The 15,013-nt window shown below is 68.5% G+C and carries 14 protein-coding genes; 7 read left to right on the forward strand and 7 right to left on the reverse strand.

Going from position 1 to position 15,013, the window contains the following annotated elements; translation table 11 throughout:
• Positions 1-56 precede the first annotated feature (56 nt).
• Positions 57-881 carry an IclR family transcriptional regulator gene (locus DIE08_RS26605; protein WP_059598796.1) on the forward strand — a complete coding sequence of 275 codons (825 nt, stop codon included), beginning with the start codon at positions 57-59 and terminating at the stop codon, positions 879-881.
• A 31-nt stretch (positions 882-912) separates the two neighbouring features.
• Here DIE08_RS26605 and DIE08_RS26610 read toward each other — a convergent pair whose 3' ends face one another.
• The 4 genes from DIE08_RS26610 to DIE08_RS26625 form a co-directional block, all read right to left on the reverse strand.
• The gene (locus DIE08_RS26610) at positions 913-1,236 is read right to left on the reverse strand and encodes a hypothetical protein (protein WP_124904478.1); all 324 of its coding nucleotides are present in this window, start codon (positions 1,234-1,236) and stop codon (positions 913-915) included.
• Positions 1,237-1,351: 115 nt separating this feature from the next.
• Entirely contained in the window at positions 1,352-2,374 is a 1,023-nt protein-coding gene (locus DIE08_RS26615) for a DUF2891 domain-containing protein (RefSeq protein ID WP_124628331.1), read from the reverse strand.
• Between the two features lie 43 nt (positions 2,375-2,417).
• Complete coding sequence (locus DIE08_RS26620; RefSeq protein ID WP_124904480.1) at positions 2,418-3,368, reverse strand: DUF979 domain-containing protein; 951 nt, start codon at positions 3,366-3,368, stop codon at positions 2,418-2,420.
• Entirely contained in the window at positions 3,365-4,054 is a 690-nt protein-coding gene (locus DIE08_RS26625) for a DUF969 domain-containing protein (RefSeq protein ID WP_059598793.1), read from the reverse strand. Before DIE08_RS26625 ends, DIE08_RS26620 begins: the two co-directional genes overlap by 4 nt.
• Before the next feature lie 338 nt (positions 4,055-4,392).
• Here DIE08_RS26625 and DIE08_RS26630 point away from each other — a divergent pair, with 338 nt between their 5' ends.
• The 3 genes from DIE08_RS26630 (at position 4,393) to DIE08_RS26640 (ending at position 7,171) form a co-directional block, all read left to right on the forward strand.
• The gene (locus tag DIE08_RS26630) at positions 4,393-4,617 is read left to right on the forward strand and encodes a hypothetical protein (RefSeq protein ID WP_039357299.1); all 225 of its coding nucleotides are present in this window, start codon (positions 4,393-4,395) and stop codon (positions 4,615-4,617) included.
• A 393-nt stretch (positions 4,618-5,010) separates the two neighbouring features.
• Positions 5,011-6,015 carry a chemotaxis response regulator protein-glutamate methylesterase gene (locus DIE08_RS26635; protein WP_124628337.1) on the forward strand — a complete coding sequence of 335 codons (1,005 nt, stop codon included), beginning with the start codon at positions 5,011-5,013 and terminating at the stop codon, positions 6,013-6,015.
• A 55-nt stretch (positions 6,016-6,070) separates the two neighbouring features.
• On the forward strand, positions 6,071-7,171 hold the full coding sequence (locus DIE08_RS26640) for a diguanylate cyclase (protein WP_124904482.1): 1,101 nt from the start codon (positions 6,071-6,073) through the stop codon (positions 7,169-7,171).
• Between the two features lie 4 nt (positions 7,172-7,175).
• On the opposite strand, the gene DIE08_RS26645 is transcribed toward DIE08_RS26640, so the two are convergent.
• Positions 7,176-9,425, reverse strand: a complete 2,250-nt coding sequence (locus tag DIE08_RS26645; RefSeq protein ID WP_124904484.1) for a bifunctional diguanylate cyclase/phosphodiesterase — start codon at positions 9,423-9,425, stop codon at positions 7,176-7,178.
• A gap of 243 nt (positions 9,426-9,668) precedes the next feature.
• The gene (locus tag DIE08_RS26650) at positions 9,669-10,562 is read right to left on the reverse strand and encodes a LysR substrate-binding domain-containing protein (RefSeq protein WP_124904486.1); all 894 of its coding nucleotides are present in this window, start codon (positions 10,560-10,562) and stop codon (positions 9,669-9,671) included.
• A 234-nt stretch (positions 10,563-10,796) separates the two neighbouring features.
• On the opposite strand from DIE08_RS26650, the gene DIE08_RS26655 reads away from it, so the two are divergent.
• Positions 10,797-11,435: a hydrolase gene (locus DIE08_RS26655; RefSeq protein ID WP_059679170.1), complete on the forward strand. Its 639-nt coding sequence runs from the start codon at positions 10,797-10,799 to the stop codon at positions 11,433-11,435.
• A gap of 302 nt (positions 11,436-11,737) precedes the next feature.
• A complete protein-coding gene (locus DIE08_RS26660; protein WP_059598787.1) occupies positions 11,738-12,460 on the forward strand; it encodes a haloacid dehalogenase type II in 723 nt (240 codons plus the stop codon).
• A 122-nt stretch (positions 12,461-12,582) separates the two neighbouring features.
• Here DIE08_RS26660 and DIE08_RS26665 read toward each other — a convergent pair whose 3' ends face one another.
• Complete coding sequence (locus DIE08_RS26665) at positions 12,583-13,536, reverse strand: LysR family transcriptional regulator (protein ID WP_124904488.1); 954 nt, start codon at positions 13,534-13,536, stop codon at positions 12,583-12,585.
• A 156-nt stretch (positions 13,537-13,692) separates the two neighbouring features.
• On the opposite strand from DIE08_RS26665, the gene DIE08_RS26670 reads away from it, so the two are divergent.
• Positions 13,693-15,012: an MFS transporter gene (locus DIE08_RS26670; protein ID WP_124904490.1), complete on the forward strand. Its 1,320-nt coding sequence runs from the start codon at positions 13,693-13,695 to the stop codon at positions 15,010-15,012.
• Position 15,013 lies beyond the last annotated feature (1 nt).

The following is a 15,013-nucleotide window of genomic DNA, read 5'->3' on the forward strand; positions in this document are numbered from 1 at the left end:
TTCATTTCCATCGCACACCATCCCGGGACGCACGCCGATCCCGATGGAGGAGACACATGCGCGAAACCGCCCCCGCGCCGCCCGATGGCGCGCTCGCCGACGACGCGCGCGTCCTGCGCGCCCTCGCCGTGCTCGAAGCGCTCGCGTCGGCCGGGCAGCCGTACACGCTGTCGCAGCTCGCCGCGCGGCTGCGCATTCCAAAGGCGACGCTGCTGCGCCTGATCGAGTCGCTCGAAACGCGCGGCTACGTGATCCACATGCCCGACTCGCGCGGCCACGACCGCGGCATCGCGCTCGGCCCGCGCGCCGCGCAGTTCGCGCTCGCGGCGCTGTCGAACAACACCTTCACGCGCGGCTGCCGCTCGGTGCTGCGTGCGCTCGTCGACGTGCTCGGCGAAACCTGCAACCTCACCGCGCTCGATGGCGACACGGTGCTGTATGTGGAACGCGTCGAGACGACCGAGCCGCTGCGGCTCGAGATGCGGCCCGGCATGCGCGTGCCGCTGCATTGCACGGCGAGCGGCAAGCTGTTCCTGTCGCAGATGAATGCGCTGGAGCGCAACGCGATGCTCGCGCGGCTCACGCTGAAGAAGATGACCTACCGGACGCTGACCGACGCGCAGTTGCTCGCGGCCGAGCTTGACCGGCTCGCGGCGCGCGGCGTCGGGATCGACAACGAGGAATTCGTGCGCGGGATGGTGGCTGTTGCGGTGCCGGTGAAGGATGCCGCAAGCGGTCGCGTGCTCGCGGCGCTCGCCGTGCATGCGCCGACCGCGCGCGCGACACTCAACGATTTACTGGAGAACGTGCCGAAGATGCGGGAGGCGGCTACGCGGCTCGCGCCGCTGTTGCATGCGAGCGATGGCGCGCCGCCGGGGTGAAGAGGCTATGCGCGGTCACGCGGTCACGCGGTCACACAAGGTGATAACGCAGCCAGAAGGTTTCACGGCATGCATTGTCGAACGTCATCCGCGTCGGGCCGATCGGTTGCGCATCGGGATGGCGGAGCACGTCGTAATCGATCCAGCATTCGGCGCACAGCAGATCGGACGGCGCGCGGTCCTGCTCGACCGAGCGGCGCACGATCGCGCCGTTGTCGAAGCGGTATTCGGTTTCGTCGCGCGTGACCTCGACATCGTCGTCGGTCCAGCGCTCGTGCGACGTTGCATGCGACACGATCGACACCGGGCCCGCGAGCCCGTGGATCGCGGCGATATAGGAAATGAGCTTGTCCATGGCGAGGCGGCAACGAAACGGATGGCCGCATCGCGCAACGCATGCCGCGCGATACAACCCGAGCGGCGAGTATAGCCGCGCGCCGAAGACCTTGCCGCCGGCGGGGTTTCGCGCGCTACGCCTCCAGCGCGAGCACCGCGAACGTCGCGAGCCAGTGCTCGCCCATGTAGTCGCCGGCCACGTGCGCGAGCGCGCTCGCGAGATGCCGGTCGGCCGCATCGAGCAGCTTCGCGCGTCGCGCATCGCCTTCCGGCAGCGCGCCGGCGAGCGAACGCTGGCACCACGCGCGGCTCAGGTTCAGCCCGTCGAGGTGCGCGATCTTGCCGTCGCTGCGATCGCTGACCGTTGCCGGCTCGAACAGCGTCGCCGGCTCGCCGCGCGCAAGATCGGGCAGGAAACGCGCGAACCAGCCGTCGAATTCGGCGGCCGGCAACACGCGCCGCATCAGCTCGGCTTCCATCAGCGCCGGCGACAGGAATTCGTCGCCCGACGGCTCCCACGCCTGGCAGGCGACGTCGTTCAGGTGCCAGCGCTTCGCGGTATCGACGATCAGCGCCGCAAGCCCGTCGCGCTGCGTGTCGCGCGCGAAGTCGAGTGCGAGCGCCAGCGCGAACGCGGTGTTGAAGTGCGTGCCGACGCGCAGCGGATAGGTCGCTTTCGGCAGGAAGGTTTCGAAGCGCGCCACGAACAGGTCGGTGAGCGGCGCCATCGTCTTTGCCCAGCGCGCGGCCTGCGGCAGCGCGCCCTTCAGCGCGAGCCGCTCGAGCTGCGCGGCGAGCGCGAGCAGCCACGCCCAGCCGTACGGCCGCTCGAAGCCGGCGTTGTGCGGCAGCGCGAGATACGCGCGCTCGCCGGCGACGTTCGCATCGGTGAAGTGCGCATCGACGATCGCGATGATTCGCTCGGCCTCGGGCAAGGCCCGATAGCGTTCGAGCACGCGCAGCACGAGCCAGTAGCCGTGCACGCACGAGTGCCAGTCGTAGCTGCCGTAGAAGATCGGGTGCAGCGCGCGCGGCGCCTGCACGTCGTGCGGCCCTTCGAGCGAATGCGTGAGCTTGTTCGGGTATTCGCGGGTCAGGTGCGCGAGTGCGAGCGACGCGAATGTCGAGGCGAGTTCGGGTGTGAGTCGGTCGGTCATGAGCATCTCGTCCATCGGGTCAGAAGCGGAGTCACAAGCGGACTCAGAAGCGGAAAGCGAACGCGTACATCAGCAGCGTGTTCACGGCCAGCAGCAGCACGGCCGTCGGCCATTGCGCCTTGATCACGCCGTTCTTGTCCTTCAGCTCGAGCAGCGCCGCCGGCACGATGTTGAAGTTCGCGGCCATCGGCGTCATCAGCGTACCGCAGAAGCCGCTCAGCATCCCGATCGCGCCGACGATCGCCGGGTTGCCGTGAAACTGGTGGACGATCAGCGGCAGGCCGATGCCGGCCGTCATCACCGGGAACGCGGCAAAGCCGTTGCCCATGATCATCGTGAACAGCGCCATGCCTACCGTGTAGGCCGCGACCACCGCGAACGGCGAATCGATCGGCACCCACTCCTTCACGAGCCCCGACACCACGCCGCCGACGCCCGCGACCGCGAACAGCGCGCCGAGCGCCGCGAGCATCTGCGGCAGGATCGCGGCCCAGCCGACCGCGTCCATCGTGTGGCGAGCCTCCTTCACCGCATGCACCGGCGAATCGCGCAGCATCGCGAGCGCGACGGCGAACGCGACGAGCGTGCCGAGCACGAGCGAGATCAGCGTCACGCTCTTCTGGTCGACGAACGGCACGTGCTTCAGCGCGAAGGTGCCGATCAGCGTGACGACCGGAATCAGCAGCGCGGGCAGGAACAGCTTGTTGCCGAAACGCTGTGCGAGCGTCTCGCGTCGCAGGGCCGCGGCCTCCCCGGCTTCGTCGGACTTGCCGCGCCCGAGCTTGCCCGAGCCGGCAATGACCGCGAGCGCGATCGCGAGGCAGCCCGTCACGAAATGCGGCAGCAGCGCACCGAACAGGAACGTGAGCGCGTAGATCGCCCAGAACGCGAAATTGACGACGCGGCGCGGGTTCGTGCGATCGGTCAGGTTGAAGAATGCAAATGCGGCGAACATCAGCCCCGCGAGCGTGTACAGCGATTCGAGGCCGATCATCGCGCGCCCTCCTGCGCCAGCAGGCCGCAGCCGCGCGCCAGCCGGCGGTCGAGCAGCGCGAGGCGCGCGCAGTGGATCAGCAGCGCGGCGATCGCGGTCGGAATCGCCCACACCGACAGGTGCAGCGGCTCGATGGAGATCCCGTTCTGCTCGAGAAAGCCCTTGATCAGCAGGATCGACTGGATCGCGATGAAGATGTCCTCGCCGAAGAACACGGCGACGTTGTCGGCGGCCGACGCGTGTGCGCGGATCTGCTGGCGCACCGACTCCGGCAGCTCGCCGCGCCGGTTGACGGCGGCGGCCTCGGCCATCGGCGCGATCAGCGGCCGCACCATCTGCGCATGGCCGCCGAGTGACGTGAGGCCGAGTGCGGCCGTCACCTGGCGCAGCACGAAGTACAGCATCAGCACGCGGCCCGTGGTGGCCGCCTGCACGCGCGAGATCATCCGCTTCGCCTGCTCCTTGAGCCCGTTGCGCTCGAGCAGCGCGATCACCGGCAGCGTGAGCCAGATCAGCCCCATGTAGCGGTTTTCGGTGAACGCCTTGCCGAACGCGCTGACGATGTCGACGAGATTCAGCCCGCCCGCCAGCCCTGTCGCAAGTCCCGCGATCGTGACCACCAGCAGCGCGTTGAAGCGCAGCGCGAAACCGATCACGACGATCGGCACCCCAATCAGCACCAGCATTGCCCCTCCTTGTGATGGATGCGCGGCGCCGTGAAGGCGCGCCGCCCGCCCGGTTTCGACCGGCTTCAGGCGGAAAAATCTAACACGAGACTTTATCGATAAAAAGTCGACAATTTGAGGCTTCGGGTAAACGTTGAAATCAGCGCCACGTTGCGTCGCCCGTGTGTCCGGGGTGTTTCGGCGGGACGATTCACGGCGGGCGGCGGGCGGCGGCAACGCGCGCGCGGCACGCACGATTCCGGCCGGCGTGCCGGGGCCGGCCCGCGCCCCGCCGCGCATGGCGGAGCGTCGGTGCGCCGACTACACTGGAAGGCATCGCAACGTTCGGGAGAGCCGCCATGATTGACGTATTCCAGACCATCGGCAGCCGCGCGTTCTCCGCTCATCTGGCGAAGGACGGGATGGTGACGCTGATGGAACAACGCCATGAAGTCGATCGCGTGACGCTCGCGACCGCCTATGCCGCGCTCGTCGAGGAATCGGAGCAGGAAGCCGACCTGCTCGACGCAACGGTCGAAGGGATGATGCGCGCGCTGATCCAGGGGTACGCCCGCAGCCATTGAACGACTGAACGCGCACCGGGCGCGGTGCGCCGGCCTGCTCGCGGCCGGCTCGCCGGTGCCTGCGCGTGCGCCCGTGCCGGGCGCCGCACTTCCCGCCGTCACGAACGCGTCGGCGACGGATTGCCGCGCGGCCGCATCATCCGGCACATCGCTGTCCGGCGTCCCGGGCGGCAAGAAATGCACCTGGCCATCGAGGAAAGGGTCGGAACCGACGCAATGCGCAATTTTTTCGATTGCCGCCGCTCGCGCCGCATGACAGCATTCGGGGCGTCGCCAGTCCAAAAGAATTCCGTGCCGTCCGCCCGCCGATGCCGTTCGGCGGCGCCGACCGGCGCTGCCTTTCATGAACCCGGCCCACATCCAACACTACGAACCGACCGGAGTATCCCGCTTGTGAACATCGGCATCGTCAACGACCTCCCGCTTGCCGTCGAGGCGATGCGCCGTGCGCTCGCGCGCCGGCCCGAGCATCGCGTGCTGTGGGTCGCGACCGACGGCGCGCAGGCCGTCGAACTGTGCGCCGCGCAACCGCCCGACGTCGTGCTGATGGACCTGATCATGCCGAAGTTCGACGGCGTCGAGGCGACGCGGCGGATCATGCGTTCCAGCCGCCCGTGCGCGATCCTGATCGTGACGAGCTGCATCGGCGCGAACGCGTGGCGCGTGTTCGAAGCGATGGGCGCCGGCGCGCTCGATGCGGTCGACACGCCGCGCCTCGGCGAAGCCACGGGCGGCGACACCGCGCAGCTGCTGCTCGCGAAGATCGACCAGATCGGCCGGCTGCTCGAGGCACCCGGCGGTGTCCGCGCGGCCGGCACGGCCTCGCGCGCGAGCGGCGGCCCGCTGATCGCGATCGGCGCATCCGCCGGCGGCCCCGGCGCGCTCGCGTCGATCCTCGGCAGCCTGCCGGCCGACTTCAGCGCGCCGATCGTGATCGTCCAGCACGTCGACCGCGCGTTCGCCGAAGGAATGGCGCAATGGCTCGACGGCCAGACGCCGCTGACCGTGCGCGTCGCGCACGAAGGCGACCGCCCTCAGCCGGGCGTCGCGCTGCTCGCGGCGACCGACGATCACCTGCGCATCACGCGCACCGGCACGCTCGAATACACGCGCGAACCGGCCGCCACGCCGTACCGGCCGTCGGTCGACGTGTTCTTCAACAGCCTGACCGAGCGCTGGCCGGGCCGCGTGATCGGCGTGCTGCTCACCGGCATGGGACGCGACGGCGCGATCGGCCTGAAGGCACTGCGAATGAAGGGCTGTCACACGATCGCGCAGGACGAGGCGACCAGCGCCGTCTACGGCATGCCGAAGGCGGCCGCGACGCTCGGCGCCGCGCGCGCGATCCTGCCGCTCGAGCGCATCGCGGGCGAGCTGGTGGCACTCGCGCGGATCTGATCCCGATGAAACCCTGTCACACCCATCGCTGCCCTGGCGCAACCCTGCATCAATCATGACTAGCGACTTCACCCGCGCGCCCGGCGGCCTGCACGCGGCGTTCGACGCCGCGCACGCGACACCCGCGCCGCATGCCGACGCCCCCGCGATGGTCCTGCTGGTCGACGACCAGACGATCGTCGCGGAAGCCGTCCGGCGCGCGCTCGTCGACGAGGACGGCATCGACTTCCACTACTGCCCGCGCTCGGACGACGCGCTGGCGACCGCGATCGAGACGCGGCCGACCGTGATCCTGCAGGATCTCGTGATGCCCGGCACCGACGGGCTGAGCCTCGTGAAGGCGTACCGCGCGAATCCGGCGACGCGCGACGTGCCGATCATCGTGCTGTCGACGCAGGAAGAGCCGGTGATCAAGAGTGCCGCGTTCGCGGCCGGCGCGAACGACTACCTCGTGAAACTGCCGGACCGCATCGAGCTGATCGCGCGGATCCGCTATCACTCGCGCTCGTACATGAACCTGCTTCAGCGAGACGAGGCCTATCGCGCGCTGCGGCAATCGCAGCAGCAACTGCTGGAGGCCAATCTCGAGCTGCGGCGCCTCACGCATTCGGACGGCCTCACCGGGCTGTCGAACCGCCGCTATCTCGACGAATATCTGGCCGCCGAATGGCGGCGCGGCACGCGCGAGCGCAGCGAGCTGTCGCTGCTGATGATCGACGTCGACAACTTCAAGCTGTACAACGACACGTACGGCCACGTGTCGGGCGACGGCGTGCTCAAACAGGTCGCGACCACCATCGAACGCTGTCTCGGGCAGTCCGGCGATCTCGCCGCGCGTTTCGGCGGCGAGGAGTTCGCGGTCGTGATGCCGGCCACGTCGCCGGGCGCCGCGCGGCTGCTCGGCGAGAAGATCCGCCTCGCGGTCGAGTCGCTGCGGCTCGAGCACGCGAACTCGTCGACGGGTCGCCACGTGACGATCAGCATCGGCGGCGCGAGCATCGTGCCGGCCGCCAGCCTGCCGACGACGTCGCTGATCGAGGCGGCCGATCGCGCGCTGTACCGCGCGAAGCACGACGGCAAGAATCGCGTCGAGGTCGATGCGCCGCCCGCACCGCCGGCTCCCGCTGCCCCACCGGACGGCGGCGGTTTCGCGTGAACCCCTAGACGGCGACGAGCCGGCGTGCGTAGTCGGCCGGATCGAGCGGCCTGCCGAACAGGTAACCCTGCTGCATGTCGCAGCCGATCTGCTGCAGGAACCACGACTGCGCCTCGGTTTCGACGCCTTCGGCCGTGACCTTCATCCCGAGCGAATGAGCCATCGCGACGACGGCCTGCGTGATCGCGACGGAGTCGCGATGATCGGGCACGCCCGACACGAACGAACGGTCGACCTTCAGGTTGTGCAGCGGAAAACGCTTCAGGTACGCAAGCGACGAATAACCGGTGCCGAAATCGTCGACCGAGATCCGCACGTTCATGTCCGTGAGCGCCTCGAGCATCGGCAGCACCGTGTCCGTGTCGTTCATCAGCAGTCCTTCGGTAATCTCCAGTTCGAGCGCGCCCGGATCGAGCCGCGTCTGTTCGAGGCAGCGGTCGACCGACTCGACGAGCCCATCGTGGAACTGCCGCGGCGACAGGTTGACCGCCAGCATCAGGTCGGGTGCGATCGTGCGGCGCCATTCGGCGGCCTGCCGGCAGGCCGTTTCGAGCACCCACTGGCCGATCGCGACGATGAGCCCGGAATCTTCCGCGACCGGGATGAATTCCGCAGGCGACATCGGCCCGAGCTCCGGGCTCGTCCAGCGCAGCAGCGCTTCGGCACCGACCGTGCGGCCGCTGCGCGCATCGACGACCGGCTGGTAGACCAGCCGCAGCGCATCCGAGGCGATCGCGCGCCGCAGCGACTGCTCGATCGCGAAGCGGCGCTGCAGGCGCAGGTTCAACTGCGCGGTGAAGAACGTGAAGTGGTTGCGGCCGCGCTGCTTCGCGTCGTACATCGCGGAATCGGCGTTGCGCATCAGCGTGGCCGCATCATCGCCGTCGCGCGGCGCGACGCTGATCCCGATCGACACGCCGAGCCAATACTCGTTGTTCGCGATCGCGAACGGCTTCGCGATCGTGTCGATCACCTCGCGCGCAAGCACGGCGAGCGCGTCGGGATCGTCGCAATCGTCGACGAGGATCACGAACTCGTCGCCGCCGACGCGCGTGAGCGAATGGCACCCGCCCCCGCAGGCCGCGAGGCGCGCCGCGACGCTGCGCAGCAGCGTGTCGCCGGCGTCGTGCCCGGCCGTGTCGTTGACCTTCTTGAAGCCGACGAGATCGATGAACAGGATCGCGACACGCGCGGACCCTGCCGCCGCATCGCGCGCGCCGAACAGCTCGCGCATCCGGTCGGAGAGCCAGCGCCGGTTGTAGAGGCCCGTCAGCGCGTCGCGCGTCGCCAGATAGCGCAGTTGCTGCTGCGCTTCGCGCACGGGGCCGATGTCGTGAAACGACACGAGCACCGATTCGGGCTGCGTCTCGCCCGGCTTCACGATCGGCACCGCGTTGCCGCGCACCCAGATGACGTCGCCGTCGGCGAGCCCGAAGCCGACCGTGTAGTCGAGCTGCGGCATGGCCGTGGTGAACGCGCGCCGGCTCGGCCAGTCGTCGGGCGCGACCGGCGTGCCGTCCTCGTACAGCTTGTACAGGATCACCGTCGACAGCCGGCGGCCGACGAGGTCGCCCTTCACGCGCATCATCCGGTTCGCGCTCGGATTGCTCGCGACCACCACGCCGTCGGGCGACACGACGAGAATCCCTTCGTTCAGGCTGTTGACGACCAGGCGGTGATGTTCCTCGCTGCGCACGAGCTGCCGCGCGATCGAGTCCTGATGCACCGCGAGGCCGACGCTGTTGCCGATATCGCGCAACAGGTCGGTTTCCGCGTCGGTGGGCCGCCGCGGCGTGCGGTGATAGACGGCGAACGCGCCGAGCACGGTGCCCGAGTCGTCCAGAAACGGCACCGACCAGCACGCACGCAGGCCGAGCGGCAACGCGAGCGAACGAAAGTCGGCCCACAGCGGATCGGTTTCGATGTCTTCGACGGCGATCATCCGCCGCTCGTACATCGCCGTGCCGCACGAGCCCGCGGCCGGCCCGATCGATGCGCCGTCGATCGCCGCGCTGTACTGCGCGGGAAGCGACGGCGCGGCGCCGACGTGCACGTGCACGCCGTCCGTGTCGAGCAGCAGGATCGTGCACGAGGCGCCGTCGCCGAGCAGTGCCTCGGCGCGCCGGCAGACCTCGACGAGCAGTTCCGGCAGCGGTGTGTTGCGCGTGATCAGCCTCAGCACGCTCTGCTCGGATGCGAGCACTTCCGCCGCGAGGCCGAGGCTGTAGCGAGAACTTTGCGGTTCGGTATTCAAGCTGAATCCTGCCGTCAGTTCAACCGGGTCTGATGCGCCCGATTCGTGAGCGATGCTTCGTGCCGTTTTCCGCGCCGGGCTTAGCGACCCCGGTGCGTCCCCATTCCGGCGCGCCCCTGATGCGCACCAAAATACATTTAACACCAATCCGTGCAGCCCTGCGCGTCCCTGCGCATCAGGGCTAACGCGCGGTCGCGGCTGGCCTGCCGCCGGAACCCGATTCGTCCGATGATTGCGCCGCCGTCAGTCCTTGCGGATATGTTCGGCGAGGAAGTCGATCAGCAACCGCACGCGCGGCAGGAGCCCGCGCCGGGACGGAAACACCGCGTGAATCACGCCGCCCTTCGGCGCCCACCCCGGCAGCACGTCGATCAGCGTGCCGTCGCGCAGGGCGTCCTCGACGACCATGCACGGCAGCTGCACGATGCCGACGCCGTGCATCGCCGCGTCGCGCAACGCGTGCATGTCGTCGGAGATGTAGCGCGGGTGATGGCGCAGTTGCGCCTGCTCGCCGTTCGGCCCGATCAGTTGCCACACATGATGCCGCGGCGGCCCCCAATCGAGGCTCGGTTCGCCGGCCAGCTCGGCCGGTTCGGTCGGCACGGCGCGCCCGTTCAGCCACTGCGGCGCGGCCACCAGCCGCTGCGGGCTGTCGGCGAGGATCCGCATCACGAGGTCGCTGTCCTCCAGCGGCGGGAAACGCACGCGCAGCGCCAGGTCGAAGCCTTCGCTCAACAGGTCGACGCGGCGGTTCGTCGCTTCGAGATGCACGTGCACCGCCGGATGGATCGCCATGAAGCGCGCGATGAGCTCGCTCACGCGATATTCGAGCAGCGCGGTCGGGCAGCTCACCCGGACGACCCCGCGCGGCTCCGCGTGCCGGCGCTCGATCACCTCGCGCGCCGCGTCGGCTTCAACCAGCACCGCGAGGCAGCGCTCGTAGAATTCGCGGCCGGTTTCCGTGACCGTGAAATGACGCGTCGTCCGCTGCAGCAGCCGCACGTCGTATTGCGCTTCCAGCGCGGCGATGCGCCGGCTCAGCGTCGACTTCGGGACATTCAGCACGCGCCCCGCCTGCGTGAATCCGCCGTGCTCGACCACCTTCACGAAATAGTAGAGGTCGTTCAGGTCATCCATGATTGTTCCACTCATAGAACACTGACGGCATTTTAAGGGGCTGGAAACCCGTTTGTTGCGCGAATAGCATCTTTATTCGATGGCCAAGCCGGCAGCATTCGGCCGCCGTGCAGCCGCATCGGACGTCTGCGACGGCACGGGCGTACCGCCGCGACGACGATCCCGACGCCACGGCGGCACTCCCCCGGACCGTCGGGATTTCCCCCACTTCCTGCTCTGTCTCTGGAGGCAACCATGGCAAGCGAACCGATTCGCGATCCCGCGAACGACCACCTGCTCACCCCGCAGAACGCGGCGTTCATCGTCATCGATTACCAGCCGGTCCAGGTGAACTCCATCGCGTCGATGGATCGCCAGCTGCTGATCAACAACATCGTCGGCGCATCGAAGGCCGCGGTCGCGTACAACCTGCCGATCGTCCACTCGACCGTCAACGTGAAGACCGGCCTGAACAAGCCGCCGATCCCGCAGTTGCGCGCCGCGCTCGAAGGCTACCCGACCTACGACCGCACCAGCATCAACTCGTGGGAAGACGTCGAGTTCCGCAAGGCCGTCGAGGCCACCGGCCGCAAGAAACTGATCATGACCGCGCTGTGGACCGAGGCATGCCTGACCTTCCCGGCACTCGACGCGCTGAAGGCCGGCTATGAAGTCTATGTGGTCGTCGACGCGGTCGGCGGCACGTCGGTCGCCGCGCACGAGGCCGCGCTGCGTCGCATCGAGCAGGCCGGCGGCCAGATGATCAGCGTCGCGCAGCTGTTCTGCGAGCTGCAGCGCGACTGGGCGCGCAGTGAAACCGTTCCCGCGTTCATGAAACTGTTCATCGAAACCGGCGGCACCGCGGGCATCCAGTTCGCGTACGACAAGAGCTGATTCCGGCGCGGACCCGATACGCGTCGCGGCCGCAAGCGCGCGCTGCGTGACTTGACCCGCCCGAGCCGGTCGCCCGGGCGGGTAGCGCGCCGACGGGTAAGCCGTCTCCAGCGCGGGCCCGAGATCCGCGTCTGACGCCGTGCCCGCCCTCCCAGGCACCTTCGATGCCGCACCGCGCGCTTCACTCGCGACGACACGGCCAGCCGCGTTCGCGGATACGTGCTTCAATGTCGTTCGAACCGGCGTCGCGCGTTGCCACCCCGCCGCGCATCGCCTCCCCCGACCGACCTGCACGGAATCCCATGACGAACCCTGCCGACATCAAGGCGCTCGTTTTCGACGTGTTCGGAACGATCGTCGACTGGAGAAACGGCGTCGCGCGCGAAGCCGCCACGTTCCTGGCGCGCCATGCGCCGGATCGCGATCCGTTCGAATTCGCCGATACATGGCGCCGCGAATATTCGCCGTCGATGGAGGAAATCCGCAGCGGGCGCAGGCGCTACGTGCGGCTCGACGTACTGCATCGCGAGAACCTCGTGCGCACGCTCGACCGCTACGGGATCGACGGCGTGCCCGACGCGGAGATCGACGCGCTCAACCTCGCGTGGCACCGGCTCGATCCATGGCCCGATTCCGTCGCCGCGCTGCAGCGGCTGAAACAGCGCTACATGATCGCGCCGCTGTCGAACGGCAACATCCGGCTGATGGTCGACGTCGCGAAACACGGCGGGCTGCCGTGGGACGCGATTCTCGGCGCCGAAGTCGCGCACGCATACAAGCCGTCGCCGAAGGTCTATACCGAAGCGGTCGAGATTCTCGGCGTCGCGCCGGCCGAGCTGTGCCTGGTCGCCGCGCACAACGGCGATCTGGCCGCCGCGCGGCAACTGGGGCTCGCGACCGCGTTCGTGCTGCGGCCGACCGAACACGGGCCGAACCAGACGACGGATCTGAAAGCCGACGGCGCGTGGGATTTCGACGTCAAGGACCTGCACGAACTCGCGGACCGGCTCGGTTGTCCGGGTTGACGCACGGCCACGTGCCCGGATGGCGTTCGCGACGTGAACGTGCAAGCGTCACCGCGGCCCGGTCAAGTTCGTCGTCGTAGCTGATCGACACGGGACGGTTGGCCCGTGACGCACCGCCGCGCTCAATCCCCGATGAATCGCAATTGCTCGGACTCTCCCATCAGCAATGCCCGATTCGCGTCCGCCGCCGCGCGCAGGTAATCCCACAGCGCCGTCACGCGGCGCAGCTTGCGCAGGTCCTCGCGACACGTCAGCCAGAAGCACCGCGTGACCACCACGTCGTCCGGCAGCACCGGCGCCAGCGCCGGCTGCGTGGCCGCCATGAAGCACGGCAGGATCGCGAGCGCGCCGCCCTGCAACGCCGCGAACACCTGCGCGATCACGCTCGTCGTGCGCAATCCGGCGGTCGCGCCGGGCACCGCGCGCTCCAGGTACAGCAGCTCGCTGCTGAACGCGAGATCGTCGACGTAGCTGATGAACGCATGGTGCGCGAGATCGTCGGTGCAGGTAATCGGCGCGTGGTTCGCCAGATAGTCGCGCGTCGCATAGAGCCGCAACTGGTAGTCGCACAGCTTCGTGACCACGTAAGGCCCGCGTTCGGGCCGCTCGAGCGTGATCGCCAGGTCGGCCTCGCGCTTCGGCAGGTTGACGAAATGCGGGACCGGCAGCAGATCGACCGTCACGTGCGGGTGCTCGACGCGAAACCGCGCAAGCTGCGGCGCAAGGAAAAAGCAGCCAAACCCTTCGGTCGACCCGATCCGCACGTGGCCCGACAGCGCCTCGCCGGTATTCGCGACCTGGTCGCACGCGGACTGCACGGTCGTCTCCATCGCATCCGCATACGCGACGAGCCGCTGCCCCTCGGCCGTCAGCGTGAAGCCACCGGAGCGTGACTTGTCGAACAGCAGCGTGCCCATCGCGGCCTCGAGCGCGCGAATGCGCCGCGCGACGGTCGTGTAGTCGACGCCGAGACGCTTCGCCGCCCCGCTCGCGCGCTGCGTGCGGGCGACTTCGAGGAAGAAGCGCAGGTCGTCCCAGTTCAGGTTGCCGGAAACCGGCTCGGTGGCGTGTCGCATCTGCGGGAAAAAGGGCAGGAATTTCCGGGCCGGCCGTCGATATGCATAAATGCACATCCAACCGGTTTTCTTGTCGGTACATTGTGGATCTGCGCATAACTATACTCGACCGTGACCTGCGGACCATGAGCCGCGGGCAAAAAATACGGAGACACCATGCAGACACGATCCACCCTCGATGAGCATGCAGCCGTCGCGACGCCGGCCCCCGCCCGCACCGCGAGGCACTACCTGCTGGCCGGCTGGGCCAGCATGGCCGGCACCACGATCGAGTGGTACGACTTCTTCCTCTACGGCACCGCCGCCGCGCTGGTGTTCAACCGCATCTTCTTCCCGTCGCTGGACCCCGTCGTCGGCACGCTCGCCGCGTTCGGCACGTTCGCGGTCGGCTTCATCGGGCGGCCGATGGGCGGCATCGTATTCGGCCACTTCGGCGACCGCATCGGCCGCAAGTCGATGCTCATGATCACGCTGCTGCTGATGGGCGTGCCGAGCATGATCATCGGGCTGATCCCGTCGTACGACCGCATCGGCTACTGGGCCGCCGCCTTGCTGATCGCGATGCGCTTCCTGCAGGGGATGGCGGTCGGCGGCGAATGGGGCGGCGCGGTGCTGATGGCCGTCGAACACGCGCCGAAGGGTCGCAAGGGGCTGTTCGGCAGCCTGCCGCAAACGGGCGTCGGGCTCGGGCTGATCCTCTCGTCGGTCGCGATGGCCGCGGTGGCCGCGCTGCCGGAAGCCGACATGCTGTCGTGGGGCTGGCGCGTGCCGTTCCTCGCGAGCATCGCGCTCGTCGGCCTCGGCTGGTTCATCCGCGCGAAGGTGCCCGAGTCGCCGGACTTCGAGAAGATGCAGCGCCAGGGCAAGGCCGAGAAGTCGCCGGTGACGGCCGCGCTGCGTCGCCATCCGCGCGAGGTGCTGACGATCGTCGGCGCGCGCGCCGCCGAGAACACGTGGTTCTACATGGTCGTCACGTTCGCGCTCGCCTATGCAACGCAGCAGTTGCATCTGCCGAAGGCCGAAATGCTGCACGCGATCACGGCCGGCGCGGCGCTGTCGCTCGTCACGATGCCGCTGTGCGGGCATCTCAGTGACCGCATCGGCCAGCGCCGGATGTTCGCGATCGGCCTCGTGCTGATGTGCGCGTTCGCGGCACCGTTCTTCATGATGCTCGGCACGCAGCAGACGTCGTACGCATGGTGGGCGATCGTGCTCGGCCTCGGCGTCGTGTTCCCGATTCTTTATGCACCGGAGTCGCTGCTGTTCGCGCAGCAGTTCCCCGCGGAGATCCGCTACAGCGGCATCTCGCTGTCGGTGCAGCTCGCCGGCGTGATCGGGGGCGGCTTCGCGCCGATGATCGCGACGTCGCTGCTCAAGGCCGGCGGCGGCCAGCCGCACTACGTGATCGCGTACCTCGTCGGCTTCGGTGTGTTCGCGCTCGTGTGTACCGCACTGATGCGGCCGGCACGTACATAAC

Origin of the sequence: Burkholderia sp. Bp9004, from assembly GCF_003858025.1 — a bacterium.
Lineage (GTDB): Bacteria > Pseudomonadota > Gammaproteobacteria > Burkholderiales > Burkholderiaceae > Burkholderia > Burkholderia diffusa.